Annotated in this window: 28 protein-coding genes and 2 pseudogenes; 15 read left to right on the top strand and 15 right to left on the bottom strand. The window is 40.6% G+C overall.

Translation table 11 applies throughout. From position 1 onward, the window contains the following. Nucleotides 1-458 precede the first annotated feature (458 nt). The 4 genes from FTT87_RS06390 to ftsY all read right to left on the bottom strand — a co-directional run bounded on the left by FTT87_RS06390 (nt 459) and on the right by ftsY (nt 4,096). Nucleotides 459-1,127, bottom strand: a complete 669-nt coding sequence (locus FTT87_RS06390; RefSeq protein ID WP_166168456.1) for a DUF2057 family protein — start codon at nt 1,125-1,127, stop codon at nt 459-461. Nucleotides 1,128-1,338: 211 nt separating this feature from the next. Then, nucleotides 1,339-1,932: a nitroreductase family protein gene (locus tag FTT87_RS06385; protein ID WP_180082833.1), complete on the bottom strand. Its 594-nt coding sequence runs from the start codon at nt 1,930-1,932 to the stop codon at nt 1,339-1,341. A 187-nt stretch (nt 1,933-2,119) separates the two neighbouring features. Then, the gene (locus FTT87_RS06380) at nt 2,120-2,806 is read right to left on the bottom strand and encodes a nitroreductase family protein (protein WP_180044310.1); all 687 of its coding nucleotides are present in this window, start codon (nt 2,804-2,806) and stop codon (nt 2,120-2,122) included. A 174-nt stretch (nt 2,807-2,980) separates the two neighbouring features. Then, nucleotides 2,981-4,096 carry a signal recognition particle-docking protein FtsY gene (ftsY, locus tag FTT87_RS06375; RefSeq protein WP_180044312.1) on the bottom strand — a complete coding sequence of 372 codons (1,116 nt, stop codon included), beginning with the start codon at nt 4,094-4,096 and terminating at the stop codon, nt 2,981-2,983. Between the two features lie 251 nt (nt 4,097-4,347). Between ftsY and FTT87_RS06370 the strand changes: the two are divergent. Beyond that, nucleotides 4,348-5,652, top strand: a pseudogene (locus FTT87_RS06370) (M16 family metallopeptidase). Between the two features lie 11 nt (nt 5,653-5,663). Next, nucleotides 5,664-7,233, top strand: a pseudogene (locus FTT87_RS06365) (M16 family metallopeptidase). On the opposite strand, the gene FTT87_RS06360 reads toward FTT87_RS06365, so the two are convergent. Then, entirely contained in the window at nt 7,160-7,480 is a 321-nt protein-coding gene (locus FTT87_RS06360; RefSeq protein ID WP_166168437.1) for a hypothetical protein, read from the bottom strand. The pseudogene FTT87_RS06365 and the gene FTT87_RS06360 sit on opposite strands and share 74 nt — an antisense overlap. Before the next feature lie 108 nt (nt 7,481-7,588). Beyond that, nucleotides 7,589-7,948 carry a hypothetical protein gene (locus FTT87_RS06355; protein ID WP_086196292.1) on the bottom strand — a complete coding sequence of 120 codons (360 nt, stop codon included), beginning with the start codon at nt 7,946-7,948 and terminating at the stop codon, nt 7,589-7,591. 220 nt (nt 7,949-8,168) lie between these two features. Between FTT87_RS06355 and FTT87_RS06350 the strand changes: the two genes are divergently transcribed. From FTT87_RS06350 to FTT87_RS06340, 3 genes are all read left to right on the top strand, one after another. Beyond that, the gene (locus FTT87_RS06350; protein ID WP_086196293.1) at nt 8,169-8,402 is read left to right on the top strand and encodes a hypothetical protein; all 234 of its coding nucleotides are present in this window, start codon (nt 8,169-8,171) and stop codon (nt 8,400-8,402) included. A 139-nt stretch (nt 8,403-8,541) separates the two neighbouring features. Further along, nucleotides 8,542-8,916, top strand: a complete 375-nt coding sequence (locus FTT87_RS06345) for a DUF2750 domain-containing protein (protein ID WP_180044314.1) — start codon at nt 8,542-8,544, stop codon at nt 8,914-8,916. Between the two features lie 132 nt (nt 8,917-9,048). Continuing rightward, nucleotides 9,049-9,480: a CBS domain-containing protein gene (locus tag FTT87_RS06340; protein ID WP_180044315.1), complete on the top strand. Its 432-nt coding sequence runs from the start codon at nt 9,049-9,051 to the stop codon at nt 9,478-9,480. Between the two features lie 161 nt (nt 9,481-9,641). On the opposite strand, the gene trpB is transcribed toward FTT87_RS06340, so the two are convergent. The 9 genes from trpB to FTT87_RS06295 form a co-directional block, all read right to left on the bottom strand. Further along, a complete protein-coding gene (gene trpB, locus FTT87_RS06335; RefSeq protein WP_180044317.1) occupies nt 9,642-10,850 on the bottom strand; it encodes a tryptophan synthase subunit beta in 1,209 nt (402 codons plus the stop codon). Between the two features lie 45 nt (nt 10,851-10,895). Beyond that, the gene (locus FTT87_RS06330; protein WP_180044319.1) at nt 10,896-12,083 is read right to left on the bottom strand and encodes a VWA domain-containing protein; all 1,188 of its coding nucleotides are present in this window, start codon (nt 12,081-12,083) and stop codon (nt 10,896-10,898) included. A 13-nt stretch (nt 12,084-12,096) separates the two neighbouring features. After that, a complete protein-coding gene (locus tag FTT87_RS06325; protein WP_180044321.1) occupies nt 12,097-12,948 on the bottom strand; it encodes a MoxR family ATPase in 852 nt (283 codons plus the stop codon). A 21-nt stretch (nt 12,949-12,969) separates the two neighbouring features. Continuing rightward, nucleotides 12,970-13,353, bottom strand: coding sequence for a hypothetical protein (locus tag FTT87_RS06320; protein WP_086196299.1), 384 nt, complete (start codon nt 13,351-13,353; stop codon nt 12,970-12,972). 22 nt (nt 13,354-13,375) lie between these two features. Further along, entirely contained in the window at nt 13,376-13,684 is a 309-nt protein-coding gene (locus FTT87_RS06315; protein WP_086196300.1) for a YcgL domain-containing protein, read from the bottom strand. 129 nt (nt 13,685-13,813) lie between these two features. Beyond that, nucleotides 13,814-14,956 (bottom strand): HRDC domain-containing protein, encoded by a 1,143-nt coding sequence (locus tag FTT87_RS06310; RefSeq protein WP_166168416.1) that lies wholly within the window; start codon nt 14,954-14,956, stop codon nt 13,814-13,816. Nucleotides 14,957-15,182: 226 nt separating this feature from the next. Continuing rightward, nucleotides 15,183-15,779, bottom strand: coding sequence for a recombination mediator RecR (gene recR / locus FTT87_RS06305; protein WP_092819481.1), 597 nt, complete (start codon nt 15,777-15,779; stop codon nt 15,183-15,185). Nucleotides 15,780-15,791: 12 nt separating this feature from the next. Then, nucleotides 15,792-16,121: a YbaB/EbfC family nucleoid-associated protein gene (locus FTT87_RS06300; protein WP_086196303.1), complete on the bottom strand. Its 330-nt coding sequence runs from the start codon at nt 16,119-16,121 to the stop codon at nt 15,792-15,794. 40 nt (nt 16,122-16,161) lie between these two features. After that, nucleotides 16,162-17,349: an O-succinylhomoserine sulfhydrylase gene (locus FTT87_RS06295; RefSeq protein WP_180043453.1), complete on the bottom strand. Its 1,188-nt coding sequence runs from the start codon at nt 17,347-17,349 to the stop codon at nt 16,162-16,164. A 134-nt stretch (nt 17,350-17,483) separates the two neighbouring features. On the opposite strand from FTT87_RS06295, the gene FTT87_RS06290 reads away from it, so the two are divergent. From FTT87_RS06290 to FTT87_RS06245, 10 genes are all read left to right on the top strand, one after another. After that, entirely contained in the window at nt 17,484-18,575 is a 1,092-nt protein-coding gene (locus FTT87_RS06290; protein WP_180043451.1) for an alpha/beta fold hydrolase, read from the top strand. Nucleotides 18,576-18,585: 10 nt separating this feature from the next. After that, nucleotides 18,586-19,458, top strand: coding sequence for an NAD(P)-dependent oxidoreductase (locus FTT87_RS06285; RefSeq protein WP_180043449.1), 873 nt, complete (start codon nt 18,586-18,588; stop codon nt 19,456-19,458). Between the two features lie 81 nt (nt 19,459-19,539). Next, nucleotides 19,540-19,809 carry a YARHG domain-containing protein gene (locus FTT87_RS06280; protein ID WP_180043447.1) on the top strand — a complete coding sequence of 90 codons (270 nt, stop codon included), beginning with the start codon at nt 19,540-19,542 and terminating at the stop codon, nt 19,807-19,809. Nucleotides 19,810-19,841: 32 nt separating this feature from the next. Then, nucleotides 19,842-20,255: an HIT family protein gene (locus FTT87_RS06275; protein WP_086196307.1), complete on the top strand. Its 414-nt coding sequence runs from the start codon at nt 19,842-19,844 to the stop codon at nt 20,253-20,255. Nucleotides 20,256-20,557: 302 nt separating this feature from the next. Further along, complete coding sequence (locus tag FTT87_RS06270) at nt 20,558-21,649, top strand: porin (protein WP_180043445.1); 1,092 nt, start codon at nt 20,558-20,560, stop codon at nt 21,647-21,649. A gap of 446 nt (nt 21,650-22,095) precedes the next feature. After that, on the top strand, nt 22,096-22,287 hold the full coding sequence (gene cydP / locus FTT87_RS06265) for a cytochrome oxidase putative small subunit CydP (RefSeq protein ID WP_086196309.1): 192 nt from the start codon (nt 22,096-22,098) through the stop codon (nt 22,285-22,287). Continuing rightward, nucleotides 22,287-23,873, top strand: a complete 1,587-nt coding sequence (locus FTT87_RS06260) for a cytochrome ubiquinol oxidase subunit I (RefSeq protein ID WP_180043443.1) — start codon at nt 22,287-22,289, stop codon at nt 23,871-23,873. The genes cydP and FTT87_RS06260 overlap by 1 nt, the downstream gene beginning before the upstream one ends. Next, nucleotides 23,870-25,015, top strand: a complete 1,146-nt coding sequence (gene cydB / locus FTT87_RS06255) for a cytochrome d ubiquinol oxidase subunit II (protein WP_086196311.1) — start codon at nt 23,870-23,872, stop codon at nt 25,013-25,015. Before FTT87_RS06260 ends, cydB begins: the two co-directional genes overlap by 4 nt. Nucleotides 25,016-25,039: 24 nt before the next feature. Continuing rightward, nucleotides 25,040-25,141: a cytochrome bd-I oxidase subunit CydX gene (gene cydX, locus FTT87_RS06250; protein WP_002120988.1), complete on the top strand. Its 102-nt coding sequence runs from the start codon at nt 25,040-25,042 to the stop codon at nt 25,139-25,141. Nucleotides 25,142-25,144: 3 nt separating this feature from the next. Then, the gene (locus FTT87_RS06245; protein ID WP_086196312.1) at nt 25,145-25,441 is read left to right on the top strand and encodes a cyd operon YbgE family protein; all 297 of its coding nucleotides are present in this window, start codon (nt 25,145-25,147) and stop codon (nt 25,439-25,441) included. Nucleotides 25,442-25,450 lie beyond the last annotated feature (9 nt).

Raw genomic sequence — 25,450 nt, 5'->3', positions numbered from 1 at the left:
CAATTTTCTGACAAATATTTCTCAAATAAACTTCGAGTAATTTCTACCATCAATCAATGAAAATAATTTCGATCAATCAGCCAGTAAAAATCCACACAAGTTGTTCTTCATAATCTCTTAATGATCTATTTCCTACCTCGTCAGTAGAAAATATAACGCAATAAACATTCAACAACTTAACCTGTTCAGCTAAGTTCGTTTGCTGTATCGCGTCGGGATGCAGCGTATTCTATAGAGTTTTTAAATCAACACAACCCCTATTATAGAATTTTCTATAATTTTACATTCGAGTGTTTGTTTTTTAACCCAATAAGGTATTTTTAGCATATTTAAAGACTATTTTGAGTGTTTTTTACACATTGCAACATTCATTTTTTAGATAATTTTTACCATTTTAATTTTTATTCGTCCTTCTCAAAATAATAAAACCAGCTTTACGCTGGTTTTATTGAGATTTATTAATTGGAATGCTCTGCTAGCCATGACATAAACTTCTGACGTTCTGCTTTATTTGCTTTTTGCCATAATTGAATCAGTTGCTGATCAGCAGTTACTCCTGAAGTTAACGACTCACTAGAAGTAGCTGCCACCATTTTTGATTGCACGGCTGCTTGTGTATATATAGGTGCTGGCTGATTCTGCAAAGCTGTTTTCTTTTGAGTCAAATCTGTAGTTTTTGAAAATATACCTTGTCCTAACCATGGTTTTTGTTCTGTGTTTGCACCTACTTGCTGCACCAGCATCTGATTATTTTTATCAAACAATGCCACCACAGGTTGTTCAGCATATTTTTTTGCAGCTTCAAAATTTGCTGGCGCATTGATCAGGTCCAGTCGATATTCTTCACCATCTTGCAAAATGGGCGTGCGGACAGTCACCACAGATGATTTCACAATATCATGTTCACCATTCAAATGTTCAAAATACTGGGTGTAACGCATACTAATATTGCTAATACCTGCATCAACTTTGTATTGATTGTTCTTGGCACGAAATAATCCCGTATTAACTTCCTGATCATTCACCGCTAGAATTTTAATTTCTTCTGGTGCTGAAATAGTAACGGCTGAAAATGCAGCACTACTTACCATCAATGCAGCTGCAGCAAAAGTTAATTTTAGGCTCATCCCACTATCTCTTCTTTGAATATTAAAAATAAATTGCACTATGCAATTAACAAATGACAATTTTATGACAATGCTATTTTTAATACAGCTGTATTTTCAAGACTTTGTTGAGATAAGCTTTGCAGCTTAATTGATTTATCTATCATTCACTTTATCAATAAAAAGAGTGCCATTTCAGCACTCTCTTAACTTGACTTAAGTAAAACATTGATCAGTCAAATCTTTTGAAACGGATACTATCATCAAGAAATGTTTTTTCTCCCGCTGGTACTTCAATTGAACCAAACACCAATTCGGCACGTAATTTCCAGTTTTCAGGGATATCGAAGGTGGCTGCCACTTCATCATCAATCACGGGATTGTAATGCTGCAAGGAAGCACCAATATGCTGTTCTGCCAATGATGCCCATACAGCAAACTGTGCAATGCCAGTCGAATGCTCTGACCATGCTGGAAAATGCTCAGCATATAAGGGGAATTGTTCTTGGAGAGATTTTACCGCATCCTGATCTTCAAAAAACAGTACCGTGCCATAACCGGCTGCAAAACTGTTAATTTTTGCATTAGTACTTGCAAATGAATCTTCTGGCACAATTTTACGTAATGTTTCACGTACGATACTCCAGAATTTCGCATGTGATTCTCCATATAGGGTCACGATACGTGAAGTTTGTGAATTGAAAGCAGAAGGGCTATTTCGTACTACCTCTTTAATAATCTCTTCGATTTGATCAGCTGCGATCGGAACGTTTTGACCAATTGCATAAATAGTACGGCGTTGTTTCATATGGGCTAAAAATGACATGGCTCACCTTCTTGGAATTTTAATAACCGTAATTAGAATATATTGATCTTATGTTAATTTTAGAAGTATTCCGCAATTAAAAAAGTGACATTGTGTTTTATTTATAGAATAGTTTTATAGTTGATTTTCAACCGATATAAAACAATAAAGCACCTATAAAAAATGCTTTATTGATATCACGATCAGATTAATTCAGAATTCTAAATCGTTCAGCATTTTGAGGTTCTTTTTTAATCTCTACCTCTTGTTCAATGGAACCAAAAACCAGCTGTGCTCGCAGCAACCAAGATTCATTAATGTGAAAATGTTCCGCAACTGCCGTATCTATACTCGGATTATAATGCTGCAAACAGGCACCGATGCCTGAATCAGCCAAGGCTGTCCATACTGCATATTGCGCCATACCCGATGTCTGTTCTGACCAGATTGGAAAATCATCAGCATTAAAAGGAATTTTCTTTTGCAATTTTTGAATAATGTTCTGATCTTCATAGAACAGTACCGTTCCATACCCTGCCATGCATTGATCTATTTTCATTGCTGTACCGGCGAATACATGTACGGCGACTAGTTTACGTTGCACTTCTTTGACAATTTCCCAAAATTGCTTATGGGAATCACCAAACAACACCACAATTCTAGAACTTTGACAATTTAATGCAGATGGACAGCTTCGCACAGCCTCTTGAATCAACTCTGCCAAATAGGCCTGGCTAAAATGAACCTTTCTTCCTAGAACATAAATACTGCGACGTTTTTTTAATTGATCAACAAATGTTAATTCATTCACCTCTTCAACAGCTCTTTTTTTAAATTTTAATTCTTTGGTGATATCTGTGGTAAGGACATGACCAATTTTCTCTAATAATGCCACAACAGTACTCCCCAATAAGAATGCTAAAGCTTTTAAGATTTTTTCATATTCTAACGGTTTTATAAGAGAGTTCTTTGGATCATGGATTTTTAAATGTTGTTTTTTAAATCAAACAATTACTACTAAAATAACAAACTCCGCATTTAGCGGAGTTTGTGTGAAATATAACGCATTTTACTTTTCAGTTTCAAAGAGTGCAGCAACAAATGCTTTTGCCGAGAATGGACGTAAATCATCAATTTTCTCGCCCACACCAATAAAGCGGATAGGTACATGGGTACGGCTGGCAATATTAAATAGCACCCCGCCTTTAGCCGTGCCATCGAGCTTGGTAATGGTGAGTCCTGTCAAGCCAACAGCTTCATCAAACATTTCAACCTGATTAATTGCATTTTGACCAGTACCCGCATCCACCACCAGCATAATTTCATGCGGTGCTGTCGCATCAATTTTTTGCATCACGCGTTTTACTTTGGTCAACTCTTGCATTAAATGACCTTTGTTATGCAAACGACCCGCAGTATCAGCAATCAGCACATCCACGCCTTTGGCACGTGCACTTTCAAAAGCATCAAAAATGACGGATGCACTGTCTGCACCATGACCCTGTGCAACCACTGAAATATTGTTGCGTTCGCCCCAAATTTGTAATTGTTCTGTTGCTGCAGCACGGAAGGTATCGCCCGCAGCCAGCATGACTTTTTTGCCTTCGCCTTGCAAACGTTTTGCCAACTTACCAATCGTAGTGGTTTTACCCACGCCATTAACCCCTACCACCAAAATCACAAATGGTTTTTTATTTGGATCAATATGTAAAGGCTTAACACGCGGAGCAAGCAATGCCACCAATTCTTCTTGCAACGCTTTATAAAGCGAATGTGAATAAATCAGATCACCACGCGCAGTACGCTCTGTTAAGTTAGCAATAATGGTTTTGGTTGCATCTACACCAATATCTGCAACCAGTAATTGCTCTTCCACTTCTTCCAGCAATTCATCATCGATTTCTTTACCACCAATGAGAATGTTGACCATACCATCGGCAAGGTTTTTACGGGTTTTGGTCAAGCCTTCTTTCATGCGGCTAAAAAAGCCACCTTTAGACGTAGCGCCTTGCTCTATTTCTGTTTGCTCGGTTTCTGTGGCTACAGGCGCAGAAACAGTAGCTTGTTTATTTTGAGTTTCAACAATAGGGATATTTACCGCGGGTAAATTCGGTAAAGTGACATCGTCATCCCCGATATCAGCATCAATCAAAAATTTATTTTGCCCATTAGATTGCTGTTGCATGCCGAATCCTTGAAAAGCATAGCGTTAAAAAACAAGGATTCTAGCATAGTTTTGTCCTGCGTTTTCCAATAGACACTGAACACACCAAAAACCAACAACTTAACCTTTGCTTTCAAGCAAAAGTCTCTGAAAATGATCATAAATATAATTTATGACTGGGGGTAAAGCTTGTGCTCGAAAGCAGCTACCCACTTTTTTTAAAGCCATCTTTTTTTAAAAATCCAGTTTTAACGCTCACATTGGCTTTATTGATGCTTCAAAGTGGCTGGGTACATGCAGAGACTCGCAGTAAACTGACACCTACGACCTTTGAAACTACACTCAAAAATGGTTTAAAAGTAATTATTCGGAAAGATCACCGTTCTCCTATGGTCATGACGCAAATCTGGTACCGGGTAGGCAGCAGCGATGAATCGGGGAACTTATTAGGCATTTCGCATGTACTGGAACATATGATGTTTAAAGGTATGCAAAAAGTTCCCGATGATGAATTTACCCGCTTAAGCCGTATGTATGGTGGACGCATCAATGCTTCAACTTTTACCAATTACACCAATTATTACCAGCTTTACCCTAAAACCTATTTACCCCCTGGCTTTAGAACTTGAAGCAGACCGGATGAGCAATTTGCTGTTACGCCAGCAGGATTTTGACCCTGAAATTAAAGTGGTGATGGAAGAACGGCGCTTACGTACACTAGATCTTTAGCTTTCGAACGTTTTAAATGGATCACCTATCCAACCAGCCATTATCGCCAACCGGTGATTGGCCACATGAAAAATCTGCAAAACATCCAGCTTGAAGATATCAAAAAATGGTATCGTGACTGGTATAGCCCCAATAATGCCCTCCTTGTGATTGTCGGTGATGTCGACACTGAACAAACCTTGCTGCAAGTACAAAAGTATTTTGCCGATATCCCTGTCAGAAAAACCCCGCCACGCAATGACGTATTAGAATTTGACCATATCGGTTATCGCCATATGGAATTGAATTTTCCTGTGAAAGTACCCAACCTGTTTATGACCTGGAACGTGCGCTCACTGGTCACAGCCAAAAATCCGCAAGATGCTTATGCCTTAACCATCATCAAGAACATCTTGGACAGTGGAATTTCTTCACGACTGCAAGATAATCTGGTGCGGGACAAAAAAATATTAACCTCGGTCAGTGTATCTTACGATCCTTATAGCCGCGGAGATAGCTTATTGAGTATTTCAGCCTTGCCTATAGACGGATTGAGTTTGCCAGAGGCAGAACAAGCCATTCAAGCTGAAATTGAGCTGCTCAAAACGGAGCTGGTCAAACCCACAGAAATCAAGCGAGTGACAGCTAGATATGTCTCCAATTTAGTCTATAGTCAGGATGACATTGCCGGACAAGCCCAGATGATCGGCAATCTGGAGATTAACGGTTTAAGTTTTCGCTTGATGGATGAACTGCCCAAACATTTTGAAACTGTCACTCCGCAAGATATACAACGCATAGCGAATATTTATTTCAGCCGTGACAATTTGAGCACCTTATACCTTTTTCCTGAAAATAAAACCCAATAGTGGAATTTGCTATGTTCAAGCTGCATTCTCGCCTTATCTTTGTTTCTATGATGATCTGGGTTCAAGCGGCAAGTGCTGAAATTGATTTAAATACTCTCCCCGATGACTATTCAACACAGCTGAAATCAATCCCCCTGTTACAAAGCTTGAAAATCACCCATCCACAAAATCAATTCCACGCCCCCTATGTGCATGAGCTAAAAAACAGATATCAAATTCGTACGCTATTTGTAGAATCACAGGATTTACCTATGGTTGATATTCAGCTGACCTTTAATGCAGGCTCGGCCCGGGATGAAGAAATCGCACCAGGTTTATTTGGTATTGCTAATATGGCAGCAAAATTAATTGATGAAGGAACAGAAAAATATACGGCCAATGAAATTGCCCATATTTTTGAAAATGTAGGGGCACGATTTAGTGCTCAGGCGTATCGGGACATGTTTATTGTAAAATTACGGGTATTGTCTGAGCCTAAAAAACTTGAACCGGCTATAGCCATGCTGCTGGAAGTACTCAACCATTCCACCTTTAAAAAATCCAGTATCAATCTGGTATTAAGCAATACTCAAGTAGGCCAGAAACAGATCCAGGAAAGCCCTGGCCGCATGATGAATATCCTGTTTTACCGTGCTTTATATGGAAAACATGCCTATGCCGAACCCATTACCGGGACTCAGCGCAGTATTAGCAAAATCACACCGGCACAATTACAGCAGTTTAAGGAACAATTTTTGGTAGCACAGAACCTGAATATTGCCATTACCGGTCAACTCAGTCCCAAACAGGCACAGCAACTTGCTGAACATAAAACACGGAGAAAAAGCTAGACCTCTAGCTCAACCAGTCGATAACTCAGGTTTTGATATTCGCCATATCAAGTTTAACTCCAGTCAGGCACATGTGATGATGGGACAACTGGGCCCTACACATTTTGATCCGGATCGACTCGCCCTAGAAGTGGCCAACCAGATGTTTGGGCGAAGTGGTTTTAATTCTATCTTAATGAAAGAACTACGGGTTAAGCGCGGTTTTACCTATGGAGCTTATAGTTCATTTTCATTTAGTCAGGCTCCCGGAACTTTTAGTTTTAGTTATTCCACCCGACAAGACCAGTTGCTCGACAGCATACAGGTTGCTCATCAGACCTTGATCAATTTTGTCAGCCAACCTATTAACCCAAAACAGCTGGAAGAAACCAAGGCCGGGATGTTACGCGCTTTTCCAAATAATTATAGTAGTAATGCCAGTATCAATGCACAGTTAGGTTCGCTAGGATTTTACAATCAGCCCGCTGACTACCTGAGCAATTATCCCAAATTATTAGAAAAAATTACCTTGCAAGATGTTCAGAATGCCCTTCAAAAACATCTGCATCCTGAATGCCTCACTATTATTGTGGTCAATGATAAATTAGACAAAGCCGCGCTGGAGACAACACTTAAACAAGATTTAAGTCCCCAAGTTCACTCAAACACGCCTTCGGTTGAGCCAATCCCTAAAACAATTATTGCTCCGCCTGCAAAGGAGGTAACTGATGAGCCTGTGTCATCTCCAGATGATGCGCTTGCATCAATTTGAAATATTGTGCATAAGGAATCTGAGGTTGCTGTATCAAGAGCAGGGCCATTTCTTGGGTCGCCGGATAATTGGCTTGAGCTGAAAGTTGTACTACATTTTCAAATTGTTTAACAGTAATGGGACGATGCAGGGCAATAAAAGCAAGAATCAGAATAATGGCAATGATTGTAACGACAAATCCGTTATAAATATCTTCCAGCTTTATTTGAGATTTTAATTGAACAATTTTCTGTACAGCGCTATGCATAACCTACCTCGAATTCAAGGTAGTGTAGGATGCAGCATAAAGAAGTACAAGCAGATTTGCTCAATTTCGCCATATTTACCACAGAAATCAAGCAAATCAATTCAGCGATTAGACAATGACATTCCGGATTACTGCAAAGTAAAGCACCAGTGCGATAATCACTAATACCACTAGAATTGCAAAAGCCCCCACTCCTCTTTCAGCATGCACGGGATGCAGTTCATCATCATCAGCTATGCGCAGCAACTCACCATTATAGATACTATAAAAATCCTCACGTTGCTGTATATCAAGCTGGCGAGTAAAATCATAAACTCTTTTACGCTGTGCCAAACAATAATTACCCAAGTGAATTTCCTGATGGAAAATGGCTTCATCTAAATTTTTACGATGCTGATGTGCAAGTTCAATGATTTGATCTACAGTAGGAGGCAAATCGAATGTAAAACCATCTAATGTTTTTGTCATATTATTCTCCTTATATTTTCAAACTCTCATTAACATACTAAGCAAAAATCATTTTGTATATTGTTTAATCATGTAACCTTGAATTTAATAATATAGCCCATAGATATTGTTTGACAATTTAGGTGCGATGTAATATTAATTTAACAATAGCTAGTTAAATTGGTATCAAGACAAACTTATTAGTCTATCTAGCAATCATAATTACAATAAGGAGTTTAATATGATTCAACAAATCTCTCATCAAGACTTAGAACATGCATATGCAGATGCAGTCAATACAATTCAGTCTCAAATGAATTTTGCAGATGCAGTTCAAAAACTGGAAGAAGTGGCTCGTGCCGGACATGGTAAGGCTGCCTTATTTTTAGCAGAACTTTATTATCAAGGTTTCCGAGTAGAACGCGACTCACTCAAAGCACAATATTGGCAGAAGCTGGCCACGATGCAAGCCTAATAAAACGTCACCAAGGTGGCGTTTTTTAATGCCTTCTCTTTCTAAATACATATTTATTTACATAGTTTCTCAAAGCTTACACTGAACTTTCATCTTCATTCCTTACAATAACTGCTGAATTCACTACATGTATTCGGGTATGAATCAAATTAATTCATTACAGCCTATTCCTAAAGACTTATTTTTTAAGATCACGATTTTAAAATCTATGATGTATTGTGGTGTACTGTGGGGTTTATATCATCAGCAGGGTTGGGCCATGATGTCTGATCATGAAGATTTTATTTTTCCCTTTTGGCTAAACGGCCTACAGGCACAAAAATATGCCGAACATCATTGGCCAAATTATATGCCGCGTAAAATTACTTCAGCGGATTTTCAGGACTTGCTGTTACCAACACTCACTCGTTTAAATGTTACCCCTGCACTTTGTAATTCATCTAGCCAAAAATTTAAATTGACCACACAACAGATGCGGCATTTCTTTTTTGCTGAATCTTTACAATCTGCTTGAGGGTTTGCGGCAAATATTAAAAGTGAAATTCAGAGAAATGTAAATTTTTATTAATGACCTGAAAAGTATTTGCATTTTTCTGATTTCGCGCTAAGTTTAATGTCAAATAAGGAACAAAAAGGATGATAATAAATGACTAATGTTGCACAAGTTATTCACGATAAAATTGATAAAACCATTTTTACGATTGATCCAGAATCAACGGTACTTGAAGCAATTTCGCTTATGGCAGATAAAGGCATTGGTGCACTGGTCGTGACTGATCAAGAGAAAGTGGTCGGTATTCTTTCTGAACGTGATTACATGCGTAAAGTGACGTTGATGGAACGGACCTCTAAAGAAACGACAGTCGGTGAAATCATGACTACTAAAGTACTGACCGTGACTAAATCCACCAGTGTTGAAGACTGTTTAAGTTTAATGACTGATCGCCATTTACGTCATCTTCCTGTAGTTGAAAATTCAAAACTGGTAGGGTTAATCTCGATTGGTGATTTGGTCAAAGCCGTAATGGAAGATCAGCGCAAACTCATCGATCAATTGCAGCAATATATCGCCAGTTAAGATTTCAAGCACATTAAAAAACCTCTCGAAATGAGAGGTTTTTTTAATCCCTTTAAAGCTCCCTTTCATAAAGAGAGACTTTAGCTATCTCTTATAAAGATGGAAAAAGAAACCTTCTTTAAAAAAATGAGCACATATGATGTAAGAGAGAGATTTTATAATTAGTTCAAGCCTAATTTTTCTGCCACATAATCCGAGTCTTTATCGCCACGACCCGAAACATTCACGACAATTTTCACATCTTTTGCCATTTTGGGTGCTTCACGCAAAGCCCAGGCGACTGCATGAGAACTTTCAAGTGCAGGAACAATTCCCTCTACACGTGAAAGTGTCATAAAAGCATCCAGGCATTCCTGGTCTGTTGCTGTGGTATATTCCACACGACCCAAGTCTTTCAACAAGCTGTGCTGTGGACCTACGCCCGGATAATCCAGACCTGAAGCAATCGAGTGTACCGGCAAAGGCTCACCTTGTTCATCTTCAAGGACATAACATGCCATTCCGTGAAGCTGGCTCGGTTTACCCAAAGTCAGGGTAGCTGAGTGCATCGTAGTATCCAGACCATGGCCTGCTGGTTCCACCCCAACAAGTTTTACATCGGCATCGTTTAAAAATGCAGAAAAGGCACCCATGGCATTCGAGCCACCACCAACACAAGCTACGATATAATCCGGGTTTGAACCAAAACGGTCATTGGTCTGAACTTTAATTTCATCACCAATAATTGCCTGAAAGTCACGCACCATTTTCGGGAATGGATGTGGACCAACCACTGAACCAATCGCATAAATAAAGTTTTTCGGATCTTTGAGATATTCTTCAAACGCGCTGTCTACCGCATCTTTTAATGTTGCCGTACCACGGGTAACAGAAATCAGGTTGGCACCCAAGATCTTCATCTTCACCACGTTCGGATGTTCTTTTTCAATATCTACCTGTCCCATATGAATTTCACATGGAATACCGACTAAGGCACATGCAGTTGCAAGAGCTACACCATGCTGGCCTGCACCGGTTTCAGCAATGACTTTTTTCTTACCCATGTATTTGGCAAGTAAAGCTTCGCCTAGGCAATGGTTAATCTTATGTGCACCAGTATGGTTTAAATCTTCACGTTTCAGGTAAATTTGCGCTCCACCCAATTGGTCAGACAAACGCTTGGCATGAAACAGCGGACTTGGACGACCCACATAGTTGGCAAATAAATCGGCTAGTTCATTCTGGAATTCTGCAGTATGGCGAATTTGCTCATACGCGACATTAATTTCATCCATCGCTTCTTTTAAATGAGGCGGAATAAACTGACCACCATATTGTCCAAAGAAACCTTCTTCATTGGGTAATGGGATGCCATTAATTTGATGATCCATTTTCAATTCCTTCATTTAAAAAGAACGCATTTAATTTCAATGCGTTTAACGAGCCAAATATTTTGTCATGTCTTCCACGCCCTTTAAGGTCATGGGATACATATGATCTTCAAAGATTTGTTTGATCTGACCAATGGTATGGGTGTAATGCCAATAACTGTCTTGTTCTGGATTAAGCCAGGCCGTCTTTTCAAAATGTTGACGTAAACGCTGTAACCAGACATTACCTGCTTCATCATTCATATATTCAACAGAACCACCCACTGAGTTCAGCTCATAAGGTGCCATACTGGCATCCCCTACCACAATTACCCGATAGTCGCGCCCATAAGTATTGAATAAATCCCAGGTATTCATGCGGGTATTAGAACGGCGGATATTGTCTTTCCAGACATAGTCATACAAACAGTTATGAAAATAAAAATATTCTAAAGTTTTAAATTCGGTTTTGGCCGCGCTGAACAGTTTTTCACATTCAGCGATATACGAGTCCATCGACCCACCAACATCGAACAACATCAGCACTTTAATACGGTTGCGACGTTCCGGAACCAGCTGTACATCTAAAATCCCTTGCTTGGCGGTTTCACGAATCGTGCTGTTAATATCAAGCTCTTCAGCTGCGCCTTGACGGGCAAACTTGCGTAAACGGCGGAGTGCCATTTGCATTTGCCGTGTACCTAAAATCTGTTCATCATCCAGGTTTTGGTATTTACGCTGTTCCCAAACCTTAACCGCAGAACGTTTACGTCCCGGCCCACCAATACGCACACCTTCAGGATGATCACCATACGCCCCAAAGGGTGAAGTGCCACCGGTACCAATCATCTTGTTACCGCCTTGATGCTTCTTGTGCTGCTCACGAAGACGCTCTTCCAGCATCTTCATCAGCTCTTCCAGTGAGCCGGCTTTTTTCAGTTCTTCCCGCTGCTCAGGCGTGAGATGCTTTTCCAGAAGTTCCAGATCAAACCAGTCTTTTGGTAACTTATGCACCTGATTAAGCAAATCATCCAGATCAAAAGTGGAGATGCCATCAAAGTAATCTTTCATGGCTCGGTCAAACTTGTCAAAGAAACGCTCATCTTTAACCATAACCGTTTTTGCGAGTTCATAGAACTCTTCCTGATTGGCAAACACCAAGCCTGAAGCTACAGCTTCATTCAGATCAATCAGTTCACGGGTTGATACTGGCACACCGTATTTGCGTAAGGTATAAAACAATCGCACAAACATGCGTGTTTCTCCCTTAGCGACGCGACATAAAGGCTAAACGTTCAAGCAACTGGACATCTTGCTCGTTTTTAATCAATGCACCATATAGGGGGGGAATCGCCTTGGATTTGTCATGCTTGCGTAAAATATCTTCAGGCATGTCATCTGCCATCAGCAAGCTTAACCAGTCAATCAACTCAGAGGTGGATGGTGGTTTCTTTAAGCCTGGAATCTGGCGAAGCTTGAAGAAGACCTGTAAAGCTTCATTGACCAAAGCTGCAGACACTTGCGGGAAATGCACGTCAATAATTTCACGCATGGTCGCTTCATCAGGGAATTCAATATAATGGAAGAAACAGCGGCGCAAGAATGCATCTGGCAGTTCTTTTTCATTATTTGAAGTAATAATCACGATAGGACGCTGTGTCGCCGTGATGGTTTCCCCTGTTTCATAAACAAAAAACGACATTTTGTCGAGTTCATGCAATAAGTCATTCGGAAACTCGATGTCTGCTTTATCAATTTCATCAATCAACAAGACACAGCGTTGTTCACTGGTGAACGCTTCCCACAATTTTCCAGGCTTGATGTAGTTTTTAATATCATAAACACGATCATCACCTAACTGGCTATCACGCAAACGGGATACAGCATCGTATTCATACAGGCCTTGCTGGGCTTTCGTGGTGGACTTGATATGCCAGGTCAGCAGCTTCAGTCCCAAGCTTTCTGCGACTTGTTCGGCAAGTAGGGTTTTACCTGTGCCCGGCTCACCTTTAACCAAAAGCGGCTTTTGCAAGCTACGTGCCGCTTTAACGGCAAGTTTTAAACTATCAGTCGCAATGTACTGATCTGTACCAAGAAATTGTTGAGTATCCACAGACATGATTTAACCTTATTGTTTTATTTAAAGTGGTGAACTATTGTTGTTTGCGACAAACTTTGCTTTGTTGGCCATATATTTTGACCATAAAGCGCCAATGATCAGGCCAAGCCCGATCACAAAGAGAATGAGAGAAGCATTGGTCCAGACCAAAGCTTTTTCTTTGGTTAAAAGACCAAATAGCAGTCCAAAAAAAGCCGGAGCGATAGCAGCATTATTTCCTTCAGAAACTGTCGGCGTGAGTAAAATAGCAAAGCCGATGAGCCATGTCATTCCACCTAGCGGCTTAGGCAAACGTTTTGCAATAACATACCAGGCCCAAAGAATAATCACGCTTCCTAGCAGATATACCGTGACGGCAATGCTATCTTCAGGAATTGAATCTAGTAGTGAAAAAAAACTATTCATCGTTACAACTCCTGATTAGCCTTTAAGCACCACGCAGCCCTTCGGGTGCAACCGCATTCGGATTGATTAATCCTTCTGGAGGGACTTGAATAAAGAAACCTTTGGTTTCAATAGAGTCAATCACATGTAATACATTGACACGCGCCAGTTTACGGCTTTCGGTTAACTCCAAATCCATAACAAAAGTTGCACGACCAAATGCAACACGCATCGCTTCTGGCAAGATTTCCAGCGGATTTACTGCCTCAGCTTCATTCTCAGAAGTTTCTGGACGGGCGATGTAAAGATACATTTCATCTTTTTTGCTAGATTTAAAAATTGAACAGTGCATAGTTGAAACAGGACTCATAAAACTCAGCACAAAGCATACATTAAAAAAAAGACCGATACATTAGTGATTATTAACGCATCAGTCGTGATTGTGTGTAAATGTTAATTCTTTGAACAAAATGGTTAAAAATTAGTCCATCACTTTCATTTGCGTAGACAGATAACTTTCATCTGCATGTAACACATCAATCAGTGGCTTGGTCAGAACATCATAGCGCCAACCGAGCAGATAAGCGGGCAAATCCTGTTCATCATTATGAAATACCACATGCTGATATAGTGCATTAAGCCATTTTTTACGCATCAATACTTCTTTAGGTACAGTAGTTTCTTGTACCACAGCCTGAATGACATTCTCCACTCTTTCACCAATTTCTTTGGATGAGTGACGAATTGGACGTGCCATACGCAGTGGCCATTCTGCCTGTTCAGGCAAAAATTTAAGTAGGTCCAGAATGGTTTTACCATATTCACGCACAATATTTTGACGGATATCCTTAATGCTGGACAACTGGAAATGATTACGCGGATTTTTTTCCACCAGATCAATCAGGGTAGAATTTTTCAGAATAAAGCTGCGAGGATAATTCAAGGCTTTGACCATCTGTTCGCGCCACACAGCCAGTTGTTGCAACTGCATCAATTGACGGCGTGAATGCCGGTAGTTTCCAATATCGTGATAAAGCAACTCTAGCGGTGTTTCCTGACCAATTTCATGGGTCAGATGACGGCAATCTTCCAGGGCAAAATCCAGTAAGTGCTTATCGCCTAATTCCTGCTGGATTTTATTCGATAGATTCATTAAATATAGTACGTCATTCGCCGCATAGGTGAGTTGCTCCGAGCTTAACGGACGCGCCAACCAGTCAGATCGGGTCTGGTCTTTATCAATGTCCACATCCAGCATGTGCTTTAACGCATTTTGATAGCTTACCTGTAGCCCATGGCCTAAAAAAGACATGCCAATCTGGGTATCAAAAACATTGCTTAGGCTTTTTTGCTGTGAGTAATGATAAATTAAATCAATATCTTCACTGCAGGCATGGAAAATATTCTGCTGGGCCTGAAACAATTTTTTCCAGAATGCCGACAGGTCTAAACTTGTGCCATCAAGTAAAAAAACCCGATCCGCAACATTAATTTGAAATACACCGAGTTTAGGCCAAAGAGTATCCACCTTGATGAATTCGGTATCCAATCCATAAATGGATGTCTGCCCCATCAAGTGCAGAATATCTTCTAAATCTTTTTGTTGATGAATGAACTGAAACATATTACCGAGTCTAAAAGCAGATTCTCTTGAAAAGTATATTAACCGATATATAACATTTAGATATAACAAAATCTACATCTAGCGCATATATTCACCATATTTTAATTTTTAAATAAAAAATCAACATTTTTTTATATTTTTTTTGTATAAGTTTAAGACTATTTTTCTCGTAAATGCCACCCTGTTCTTATTCTTGTTAAAAATAATGAAATAAGCACCCTGGTACTTATTTCATACGCATACGATTATGCACCGCCTGACTTAAAGTATGGCTATCCACATATTCAAGTTCTCCCCCTTGAGGAACACCTTGAGCAATCCGGGTCATTTGAATCGGTAAATGCTTGGTTGCTTCAACCAGATAATGTGCTGTCGCCTGACCTTCTACAGTAGCATTGGTTGCCAATATAACTTCTGAAACCGTGCCCTGACTCAGGCGCTGAATCAGATAGGGAATCCCGATTTCTTCTGGCCCAATTCCGTCCAGTGGAGACAAATGTCCACCCAGCACATGGTATTTACCCCGAAAACTGCCACTTTGTTCAATCGCCATCACATCTGCTGGTGATTCCACCACACAGAGCAGCTGATCATCACGTTCATGCGAAAGACAGATATCGCAGACTTCATTTTCAGTGAGCGAATGACAAACGCTACATTCCTGAATATAGGTAGCTGCTTCATTTAAAGCATGTGCCAACCCGACTGCACCTTCCCTGTTTTTCATGATCAGGTGTAATGCCATGCGCTGAGCCGATTTCGGCCCAACACTTGGCAGAATCCGTAAGGCTTGAACCAGTTGATCAAATCGATCACTAAACACTGGACGTATTCCTTAGAATAAACCTGAAAGACCTGGTGGCAAGCCCATACCAGAATTAGCCGCTTTCATTTTTTCTTCAGAAATGGCTTCGGCCTGACGTGCAGCATCATTCATTGCAGCTGCGATTAAGTCTTCAATCATATCTGCATCGTCTTGCAGCAATTCAGGGCTGATTTCGATACGTTTTACCACGTTACGGCAAGTCATGGTGACTTTCACCAGACCGCCGCCTGCTTCAGCATGAACTTCAGTTTGCGCAAGCTGTTCTTTGGCCTTTTTAACATTGGCTTCCATATCTTTTTGCATGCGCTGTGCTTGCTGCATCAACATGTTAATGTTCATAAAATACTCCGAACACAAAACTTAAAAATAAGATAAAAATTTAAATTAAATCTAAACCACGACTAATGTCGCGAATAATATCATCAATATCTTCCAAACCAACAGATACACGGATTAATCCTTCACGAATCCCTGCAGCTTCTTTGGCTTCTGGTGAAAGCTTACCGTGAGTTGTAGTTGCTGGATGAGTAATAGTTGATTTCACATCGCCCAGGTTACCGGTAATGGAAATAAACTGGGTATTGTCGATAACTTTCCAAGCCCCTTCACGCCCACCTTTGACTTCAAAGGACACAATACCGCCAAAACCGCTTTGCTGTTTGGCTGCAAGCTCATGACCGATATGTGAAGGCAAACCAGCGTAATACACTTTTTCTACTTTGTCGTGCTGATTTAAAAATTCAGCCAGTTTTTGTGCATTTGCTGAATGTTCACGCATACGTAAACGCAGAGTTTCCAGACCTTTCAAAAAAACCCAGGCATTAAATGGACTCATTGACGGGCCAGTGGTGCGGACATAACCAAATACTTCTTCAAGCAGTTTGTGATTACCTACCACAGCACCACCCAAAGCGCGACCTTGACCATCCAGATATTTGGTTGCTGAATAGACAACCAGGTCAGCCCCTAATTTAATTGGCTGTTGCAATGCCGGCGTACAGAAGCTGTTATCAATCGCCAGTAATGCACCATTGGCATGAGCCAGATCAGCCAAAGCCTGAATATCGGCAATTTCAGCCAGTGGATTGGATGGAGATTCAACAAACAGTAATTTGGTTTCAGGTTTGATTGCATTTTTCCACGCATCAAGATCGGTTAAATCAACAAAATCGACTGCTATACCAAATTTAGCCACGTATTTTTCAAAAAGAGAAACCGTTGAACCAAACACCGCACGTGAACAGATGACGTGATCGCCCAGTTTCAAATAAGACATAGCCACAGCCATGATGGCTGCCATGCCAGTACTGGTTGCAACAGCACGTTCCGCACCATCTAATGCGGCAAGGCGCTTTTCAAACATCGCAACTGTCGGGTTGGTAAAGCGCGAATAAATGTTGCCAGGTTCCTGACCAGAAAACTTAGCTGCGGCTTCTGCTGCATTTTCATAGACGAATGATGAAGTGAGAAAAATTGGTTCACCATGCTCGCCTTCAAAACTGCGTGTATGACCTGTACGAATAGCTAAGGTATCTAATTGGTATTCAATGTCGTCTTGTTGGCTCATTTGTATTACCCAGTCCTGGACTGTATTGCTAATAATTGCCAACATTTTGAGCGTCTATGGCATTTAAGGTCAAGGTATAATGCATAAATATCGCCTACACTTCGATCAATCCCCATATGTCAGCACACCCAGCAATGATTCAAGTTAAAAATAAAATTGCCAAACATAAAAGCAAACTCAAAAACCTGTCAAAGACTTTATTTAACTCAAAATCACTGGTTTTATCGCAAGCCACTCCCTATGAAGTCATTGCAGAGTACAAACAAACACGGGTACGTTACTACGCCTCACCGGATAGACAATATAAAGAACCCCTGGTTTTTGTTGCCCCCCTTGCAATCAATATGGCCATTTACGACCTGTACCCGTACCGCTCATTGGTCAAAAACTTTCAACATAGTGGTTTTGATGTCTATCTGCTTGAATGGGGCCGATATAATTATAAAGATCGCTTTCTCAATTTCATGTCGTTTATTGATGATGCGATTCCGCATTGTATTGATCAGATCCGGACGCATTCAAATAGCGATGAAATTTCACTGCATGGCTGGAGCATGGCAGGCGTATTTGTCATGTTGTATTGCGCACTACATCAACCAAACCACGTTAAAAATTTAATTGTATTGGGCAGTCCGGTGGACAGTCATGCCTCGGGTCGTACCGGTAAACTTTTTCAAAAGGTCAATCAGCTGATTGCCAAAAATAAAGCCCTGCAAAACAAGATTTACTCAGGAACTGTGCCCAAGCATCTGATTCATAGCCCAGGCCTACTGAACTCACTCGGTTTTAAAATGATTGATCCTGTGGGATGGATACAAAGCCAGAAACAGCTTCTAGCCAACCTCGATAACCTGCAAGCCTTATATGAACACGCCACCATGGGTAATTTCCTGAACCGGATGATTGATTACCCGGGGGGTATCAATCAGGACATGATTTTTAATGTCTGGCTACAAAATCCGCTCAAAAACGGTGTTATCAGATTACAGGATAAGCATATCGAATTAAAACATATAGCCTGCTCTTTACTGATAGGCGCGGGTCGTAGCGATCGGATTGTTTCAGAAGAGGCCGTTAAACCTTTAATTGAATTGACAAATAGTCAGGATGTCACGTTTACTCTTATCCCAGGTGGTCATTTGGGACTCATGTCTAGCCAGTCCAGTGCCAACGAGTTCTGGCCTTTCATGACTACCTGGCTAAAACAGAGATCGAGCAAAATATAAAGGAAACATCATGATTCAGTCAGTTGCATTTATCGGCTTAGGCGCAATGGGTTACCGTATGGCAGCGCATTTACCTCAACATTTTGATACGGTGTATGTATGGAACCGCAATTTCGAAAAAGCCAAACAGCATGCAACTGAATATGGCACGCAAGCCGTAGAACTTAAACAGGCTGTTCAGGCAGATATCATTTTTTCTTGCCTGCCAACCAGCCAGGAAGTCGAAGACCTCATTGCAACGGTTCAGATTAAATCGGGCGCAGTATGGGTCGACTGCACCAGTGGTGTTCCTGAATCTGCGAAAAAGCTCAACCAGCAGTTAAAAGCATGGGATGTAGATTTTCTGGATGCACCAGTCAGCGGGCAAACCATTGGTGCGGAAAATGGCACATTAACCGTAATGATTGGTGGTGAAGCTGCTGCTTTTGAAAAAGCCCTTCCTGCAATTCAAGCCTTCGGCAAACTGATTAAACATGTCGGTGAATCAGGTGCAGGTTTCGCAGTCAAAGCGGTCAACAATATGCTCTTAGCCGTCAATCTTTGTTCAGTGGCCGAAGGTTTTACCACCTTAAAAGTGCATGGGGTAAATCTGCATGAAGCTTTAGACTGCATTAATGCGTCAAGCGGTAAAAGTGGCGTAACGGAAATGGTGTTACCACAACGTATTTTAAATCGTGCCTTCCCGCTGACTTTTGCTCTGCCATTATTGGCAAAAGATACCGGCATTGCACTTGATCTGGTTCGTGATGCCAAACTGTCAGCACCGGTGATTGCCTTGACTCAAAGTCTGATTCAGGCAGCCAGTAATTTAGCAGAAAAAGACAGTGACTTTTCTAGTGCTGTGAAAATGTACGAATCTTGGAATAAAATTACACTTGAGTAATTACTCGCCATTGAATAATAATAAATAAACCTAATATTGTGTAGAAGTGCTCTACACAATATTCTCACAGAGGAAACCCTCATGACCAAGCTTAGTGTTGCAGTTTTGGCTAGTTTTACAACTTTCTTTGGGGCAACTGTTTTTGCAGCGACAGCAGAGCAAGAGTGCCAACAATTAAAAAATGACCATGATGTCATTTATGCCTCTAAAGGTTTTTGCTTTAAAGACCCGGAAGCCAAGGCCAAGTTCGGCAATGACAATTGTTATACAACCAAGCCCAAATTTTCAGAAAAAGAGCAACAACGACTTGACGCCATCAAAGATCGTCAGAAAGAATTGAACTGTAAATAATTACAGTACCCAATCACTTTCAAGGACTAGACATGCTTTACGATGATCAAAATATTTTTGCACGAATTATCCGTAATGAACTTCCTGCAATAAAAGTGTATGAGGACGAACAGGTTCTGGCTTTTATGGACATTATGCCCCAGGCAGAAGGTCATACGTTGGTCATCCCGAAAACACCTGCAATTACCTTGCTCGATCTGCCACCTGATGCCGCTGCCTATACCATTCAGATTGTGCAAAGAATTGCCCAGGCAATGAAAATAGCACTTGATGTTCAAGGTATTGTACTGATGCAACTTTCAGGTGCATCTGCTGGTCAAACTGTTCCACATGTACATTTTCACCTTATTCCAAGTTCAGTGCATGAGCTTGGAAAACATGCATTACATATGGGTGACCAGGAAAAAATTAAAGCACTGGCTGAAAAGATTAAAGCTGAACTTTAAAATTCACTAGAATTTTAATTTGTAAAAAATGGAGCTTAAGCTCCATTTTTTTATATTTGAGATTGAATCAACTCATCTCACAGATTTTAATAAAAATTTAAATTATTGAAAAACAATAAAATATATTATTTTTTTAATCATCTTCGTCATCAAACTGTCATATAGCTTTCACTTCACTGTCACAAAGTTTGCAGATACTGCTTAGCAAGTTGGTGAGCTTTTGTAAATTTTTGTACACAAGCAAACTATAAAAAGAGTCAACAGGGCAACCGCCCCATAAAAGTGTTTTTGGAGAAATTTCAATGAAAAAATTGCTTCTCGCTGCTACAGTAGCAACCTTAAGCGTAAGTGCAGCGCAAGCAGCACCAACTTTGTACGGTAAGTTAAACGTTACCGTAGACCAAGTGGACAACAATAAGTTTGATGGCAAAAACGTTACAGAAGTAAACTCCAATGCTTCTCGCTTAGGGGTAAAAGGCGAAGAAAAATTGACTGATAAATTATCAGCAGTTTATTTAGCTGAGTGGGAAGTTTCAACTGATGGCAATAAAGATAAAGACTGGGGAATGCGTAACCGTTTCTTAGGTCTTAAATTTGCCGATATCGGTACATTAAAAGCCGGTAACTACGATTCTTACTTCAAAACTGCTGCAGGCAATAACCAAGATATTTTTAACGATCACAACCACCTTGATATGACCAGCATGCTATATGGTGAAGATCGTTTAAGTAACTCAATCGGTTTTGAAACTGATAAAAAATTACTGGGCGGCCTGCAATTCAGCATTATGGCACAGCAAGGTGAAGATTCAGCGACTGATAATAATACCAAAGGTCAAACAGGCACACGTAATGGCTTTGGTGATAGCATCTCGACTTCACTTAGCTACGACAACAAAGACTATGGTGTAGCTGCAGCAATTGCAGGTAACTTTGGCGTGGCAGGTAAATACAACGCTTATAGCCTAACAGGTATTTATTCAGATGCAGTTCGTGTGACTGGTTCTGTTGATTTAACTAAGGCGGGTGTAAACGGTCTGGTATTTGGTGCCCTATGGCAAACAGCTCAACCTACAGATGATACAGTATCAACGACAAGTGGTACTCCTTCTGTAACAACTTCTTATAAAGGTTTACAAGAAGATGCTTACGGTATTACTACTGCCTATACAATTCCATCTACACCATGGAAATTAAAGGCTGAATATCTATCTGCCAATACTTCTGTAGACAATAAAACTGACCGTCAAATCGACCAGTACGGCGTAGGTGTCGATTATAACCTAAATAAACAAGCACGTTTCTACGGTGTTGTAGGTCAGCAGAAGCGTGACTGGTTAACAAAAGATGATAAGAAAACTGTGATTGGCCTGGGTATGGAATATAACTTCTAAGCCCTCTTCATTTACTTAGAAAGCTATTAAAAAGACCACATTCGTGTGGTCTTTTTTTTGAGGCAAGAATTTTAACTTCCTCTCTCATTCCTCCTGCATTTTAAGTCAAGGTGTTTAATTGGATTTATATAAAACATATTAAATGGAATTTCAAACAAGAATAATTATCAATTAATTATTTATATCCCCTAAAAAGATACAAGTGTTTTAGTTGGAGTTAAAAGTATATATAAGTATTTTAGTCAGAATTAAAAATTAAATACGCAGTGTTTTAGTCAACTTAATAATCGCAAAAAATCAGTATATTTTTTATCACAACCTTAACATAAATTATTGTTTTAAAAAACAAATATAATATATTTTTATTTTAATTGTTTCATCTATTTATTTTTAGTTATTTTTTGTTTAATAATATAGATCAAGTTTAAAAAAATAGGCTTATTTGTATGAGCTTAATACCGAAAGATTACAATCAACGTTTAGTTCGAGAGATCGCAATCATATTAATAATCAAGGTTGCTCTCCTACTGACGATTAAACACATCTGGTTCGATGCCCCTACTATTCCTCAAAATTTTGACACTCAAGTTGCCGAGCATATTGCTGGCAGCCCTTCCCAAATCAAGGAGACACGTTGATGATTTCTGAAAGCGTGGTCGATCTTTCGCGGTTCCAATTTGCAATGACCGCGTTGTATCACTTTATATTTGTACCTCTTACACTTGGTCTGGCTTTTATTCTTGCCATTATGGAAACCACCTATGTGATTTCCGGTAAAGAAATTTATAAGGACATGACTAAGTTCTGGGGAAAACTTTTTGGTATTAACTTTGCCTTAGGTGTTACCACAGGTTTAACCATGGAGTTCCAGTTTGGTACAAACTGGGCGTACTATTCGCATTATGTCGGTGACATTTTTGGTGCGCCACTCGCTATTGAAGGATTAATGGCATTTTTCTTGGAATCGACTTTTATTGGTCTATTCTTCTTCGGCTGGGACCGGCTTTCCAAAGTTCAGCATTTAGGCGTGACCTGGCTGGTTGCACTGGGTTCCAACATGTCGGCACTTTGGATTTTAGTCGCCAATGGCTGGATGCAAAACCCTGTGGGCGCAGAGTTCAACTTTGAAACCATGCGTATGGAGCTGGTTGACTTCGGCGCACTGATTTTCAACCCGGTGGCTCAGGTTAAATTTGTCCATACAGTATCTTCAGGTTATGTCACTGGTGCCGTTTTCGTTTTAGCGATTTCCAGTTTCTACATGCTGAAAAAACGTGATTTACCTTTTGCACGCCGTTCTTTCGCTATTGCGGCAATCTTTGGTTTAGCCTCTACATTCTCAGTTATTTTACTGGGTGATGAATCAGGTTATGAACTGGGTGATGTACAAAAAACCAAATTGGCTGCAATTGAAGCAGAATGGGAAACTCACCCAGCACCTGCTCCATTTACATTGTTTGGTATTCCAAATCGGGAAGAACAACGCACTGACTACGCCATCAAAATTCCATATGTGATGGGTATCATTGCCACACGTTCTCTTGATAAAGAAGTGACTGGCCTGAAAGACCTGATGGTTCAACATGAGCTTCGTATCCGTAATGGTATGACTGCATATGCCGAACTTGAAAAACTTCGTGCAGGCGACCGCTCACCAGCGCTGATGGCTTCGTTCAAAGAAAATCAGAAAGACTTGGGCTATGGCTTACTTCTTAAAAAATATACACCAAATGTAGTAGATGCTTCTGAAGAGCAAATCAAAGCAGCGACCAAGGATACTGTTCCTAACGTAACTGCCCTGTTCTTCTCGTTCCGTGCCATGGTGGCTTCTGGTTTCTTGATGCTGCTTCTGTTTATCCTTGCAACTTTTGCAGTCGCTAAACGCAATGCAGAAAGCAAACCTTGGTTACTTAAATTTGCGCTTTACGGCTTACCATTACCATGGATTGCTACACAAACTGGCTGGTATGTGGCTGAAGGTGGTCGTCAACCATGGACAATTGGTGAGGTTCTACCTACACATCTCTCTGCTTCAAGCTTAAGCACTGGTGATATTTGGGGTTCAATCCTGGCACTTGCAGCGTTCTATACAGTACTTCTAATTATCGAAATGTACTTGATGATCAAATTCGCTCGCTTAGGTCCAAGTTCTTTACATACTGGTAAATACCACTTTGAAAAAGGCGCTGATCAAAACCACGCTGCTGCGGAGGCTCAATCATGATCGAATATGAATTACTCAAAATTATCTGGTGGGTTTTGGTAGGTGTACTACTGATTGGCTTTGCCCTCACCGATGGCTTCGATATGGGCTCTATGGCAATCATGCCATTCGTGGGCAAAAACGATGAAGAGCGTCGTGCGGCAATTAATACCATTGCCCCGCACTGGGACGGTAACCAGGTCTGGTTCATTACAGCTGGTGGTGCACTGTTTGCTGCATGGCCAATGGTTTATGCAACAGCATTCTCCGGCATGTACTGGGCACTATTACTGGTACTGTTTGCCCTGTTCTTAAGACCTGTAGGTTTTGACTACCGCTCTAAACTTGAGAACAAAAAATGGCGTAACTCTTGGGACTGGGGTTTGGCTGTTGGTGGTGCAGTTCCTGCTTTAGTCTTCGGTGTTGCCTTCGGTAATATGTTCCTGGGTGTGCCGTTTACTTTAGATGAAACCGTACGTTCAACTTATACTGGTAGCTTCTTTGCCCTGCTCAACCCATTTGCCCTGGTTTGTGGTATTGTCAGCTTATCCATGCTGAGTGCGCATGGTGGTGCGTGGTTGATGCTTCGTACCGATGGCGACTTGCATGCACGTTCTGCCAAAGCAACTCAATTGATGGGTGTGGTATTCTTGGTTTGCTTCCTGGGCGCTGGAGCATGGTTATACTTCGGTAATATTGAAGGTTATACTTTAGCGCAACCATTTGATACCAATGGAGTTGCAAACCCTCTTGCCAAAGAAGTCATTACCAATGGCAACCATGGCTGGATGAATAACTACTCGACTTACCCAATCACTATGATTGCACCGATCATGGCAATCTTGGGAAGCCTGATTGTAATTGCCGCTGCTGCGAAAGCCAAAGCAGGTTTAAGCTTCCTGGGTACATCGCTGATGGTAATTGGGGCAATTTTAACAGCTGGTTTTGCATTGTTCCCATTCCTTATGCCTTCAAGCATCAACCCTGTTGCCAGCTTGACCATGTGGGATGCCGTATCAAGTAAAAACACACTGACTGTAATGACTGTTGCTGCCTGTATTTTTGTTCCAATTATTTTGAGTTACACCACTTGGTGTTACTATAAGATGTGGGGCGTAATTACCAAAAAACATATTCAAGAGAATTCACACAGCCTGTACTAAGGCTGTGTTTTAGGAGATAAAATTATGTGGTATTTCGCATGGATTCTCGGGATTTTAATGGCGTGCTTTGCAGGCGTATTAAGTGCCCTTTATATCGAACATCATCAAGATTTGGATGAGGAATAAACAATGACAGAGATCGCAATGACAGCAGAAGGAAGCAAGCCAAATAAATTTGTAATGGCCATTTCATTTTTGATGGCATTGCCTCTTGCTACGGTGTTGCTAATTCACCCAGCCCTCATGCTCGATGCCAATGGTCACTATAATCATAGAGCCTTGATGATGATCATGATTGGCATTTCAGGTGGATTTATTTACGGCGTAGGATTTCTGCCTAAGTTTTGGCTGTGGAAATGGCTATTTAGTCCATATATCGCATGGCCATTGATGATCTGGGGTTATTACACCTGGTTCCTCACCTAATTCTTTAAA

Source organism: Acinetobacter sp. YH01022 (assembly GCF_013420235.1).
Classification (GTDB): domain Bacteria; phylum Pseudomonadota; class Gammaproteobacteria; order Pseudomonadales; family Moraxellaceae; genus Acinetobacter.
Note: the sequence above shows the minus strand (reverse complement) of the source record. Positions and strands in the feature narration are given on the sequence as shown.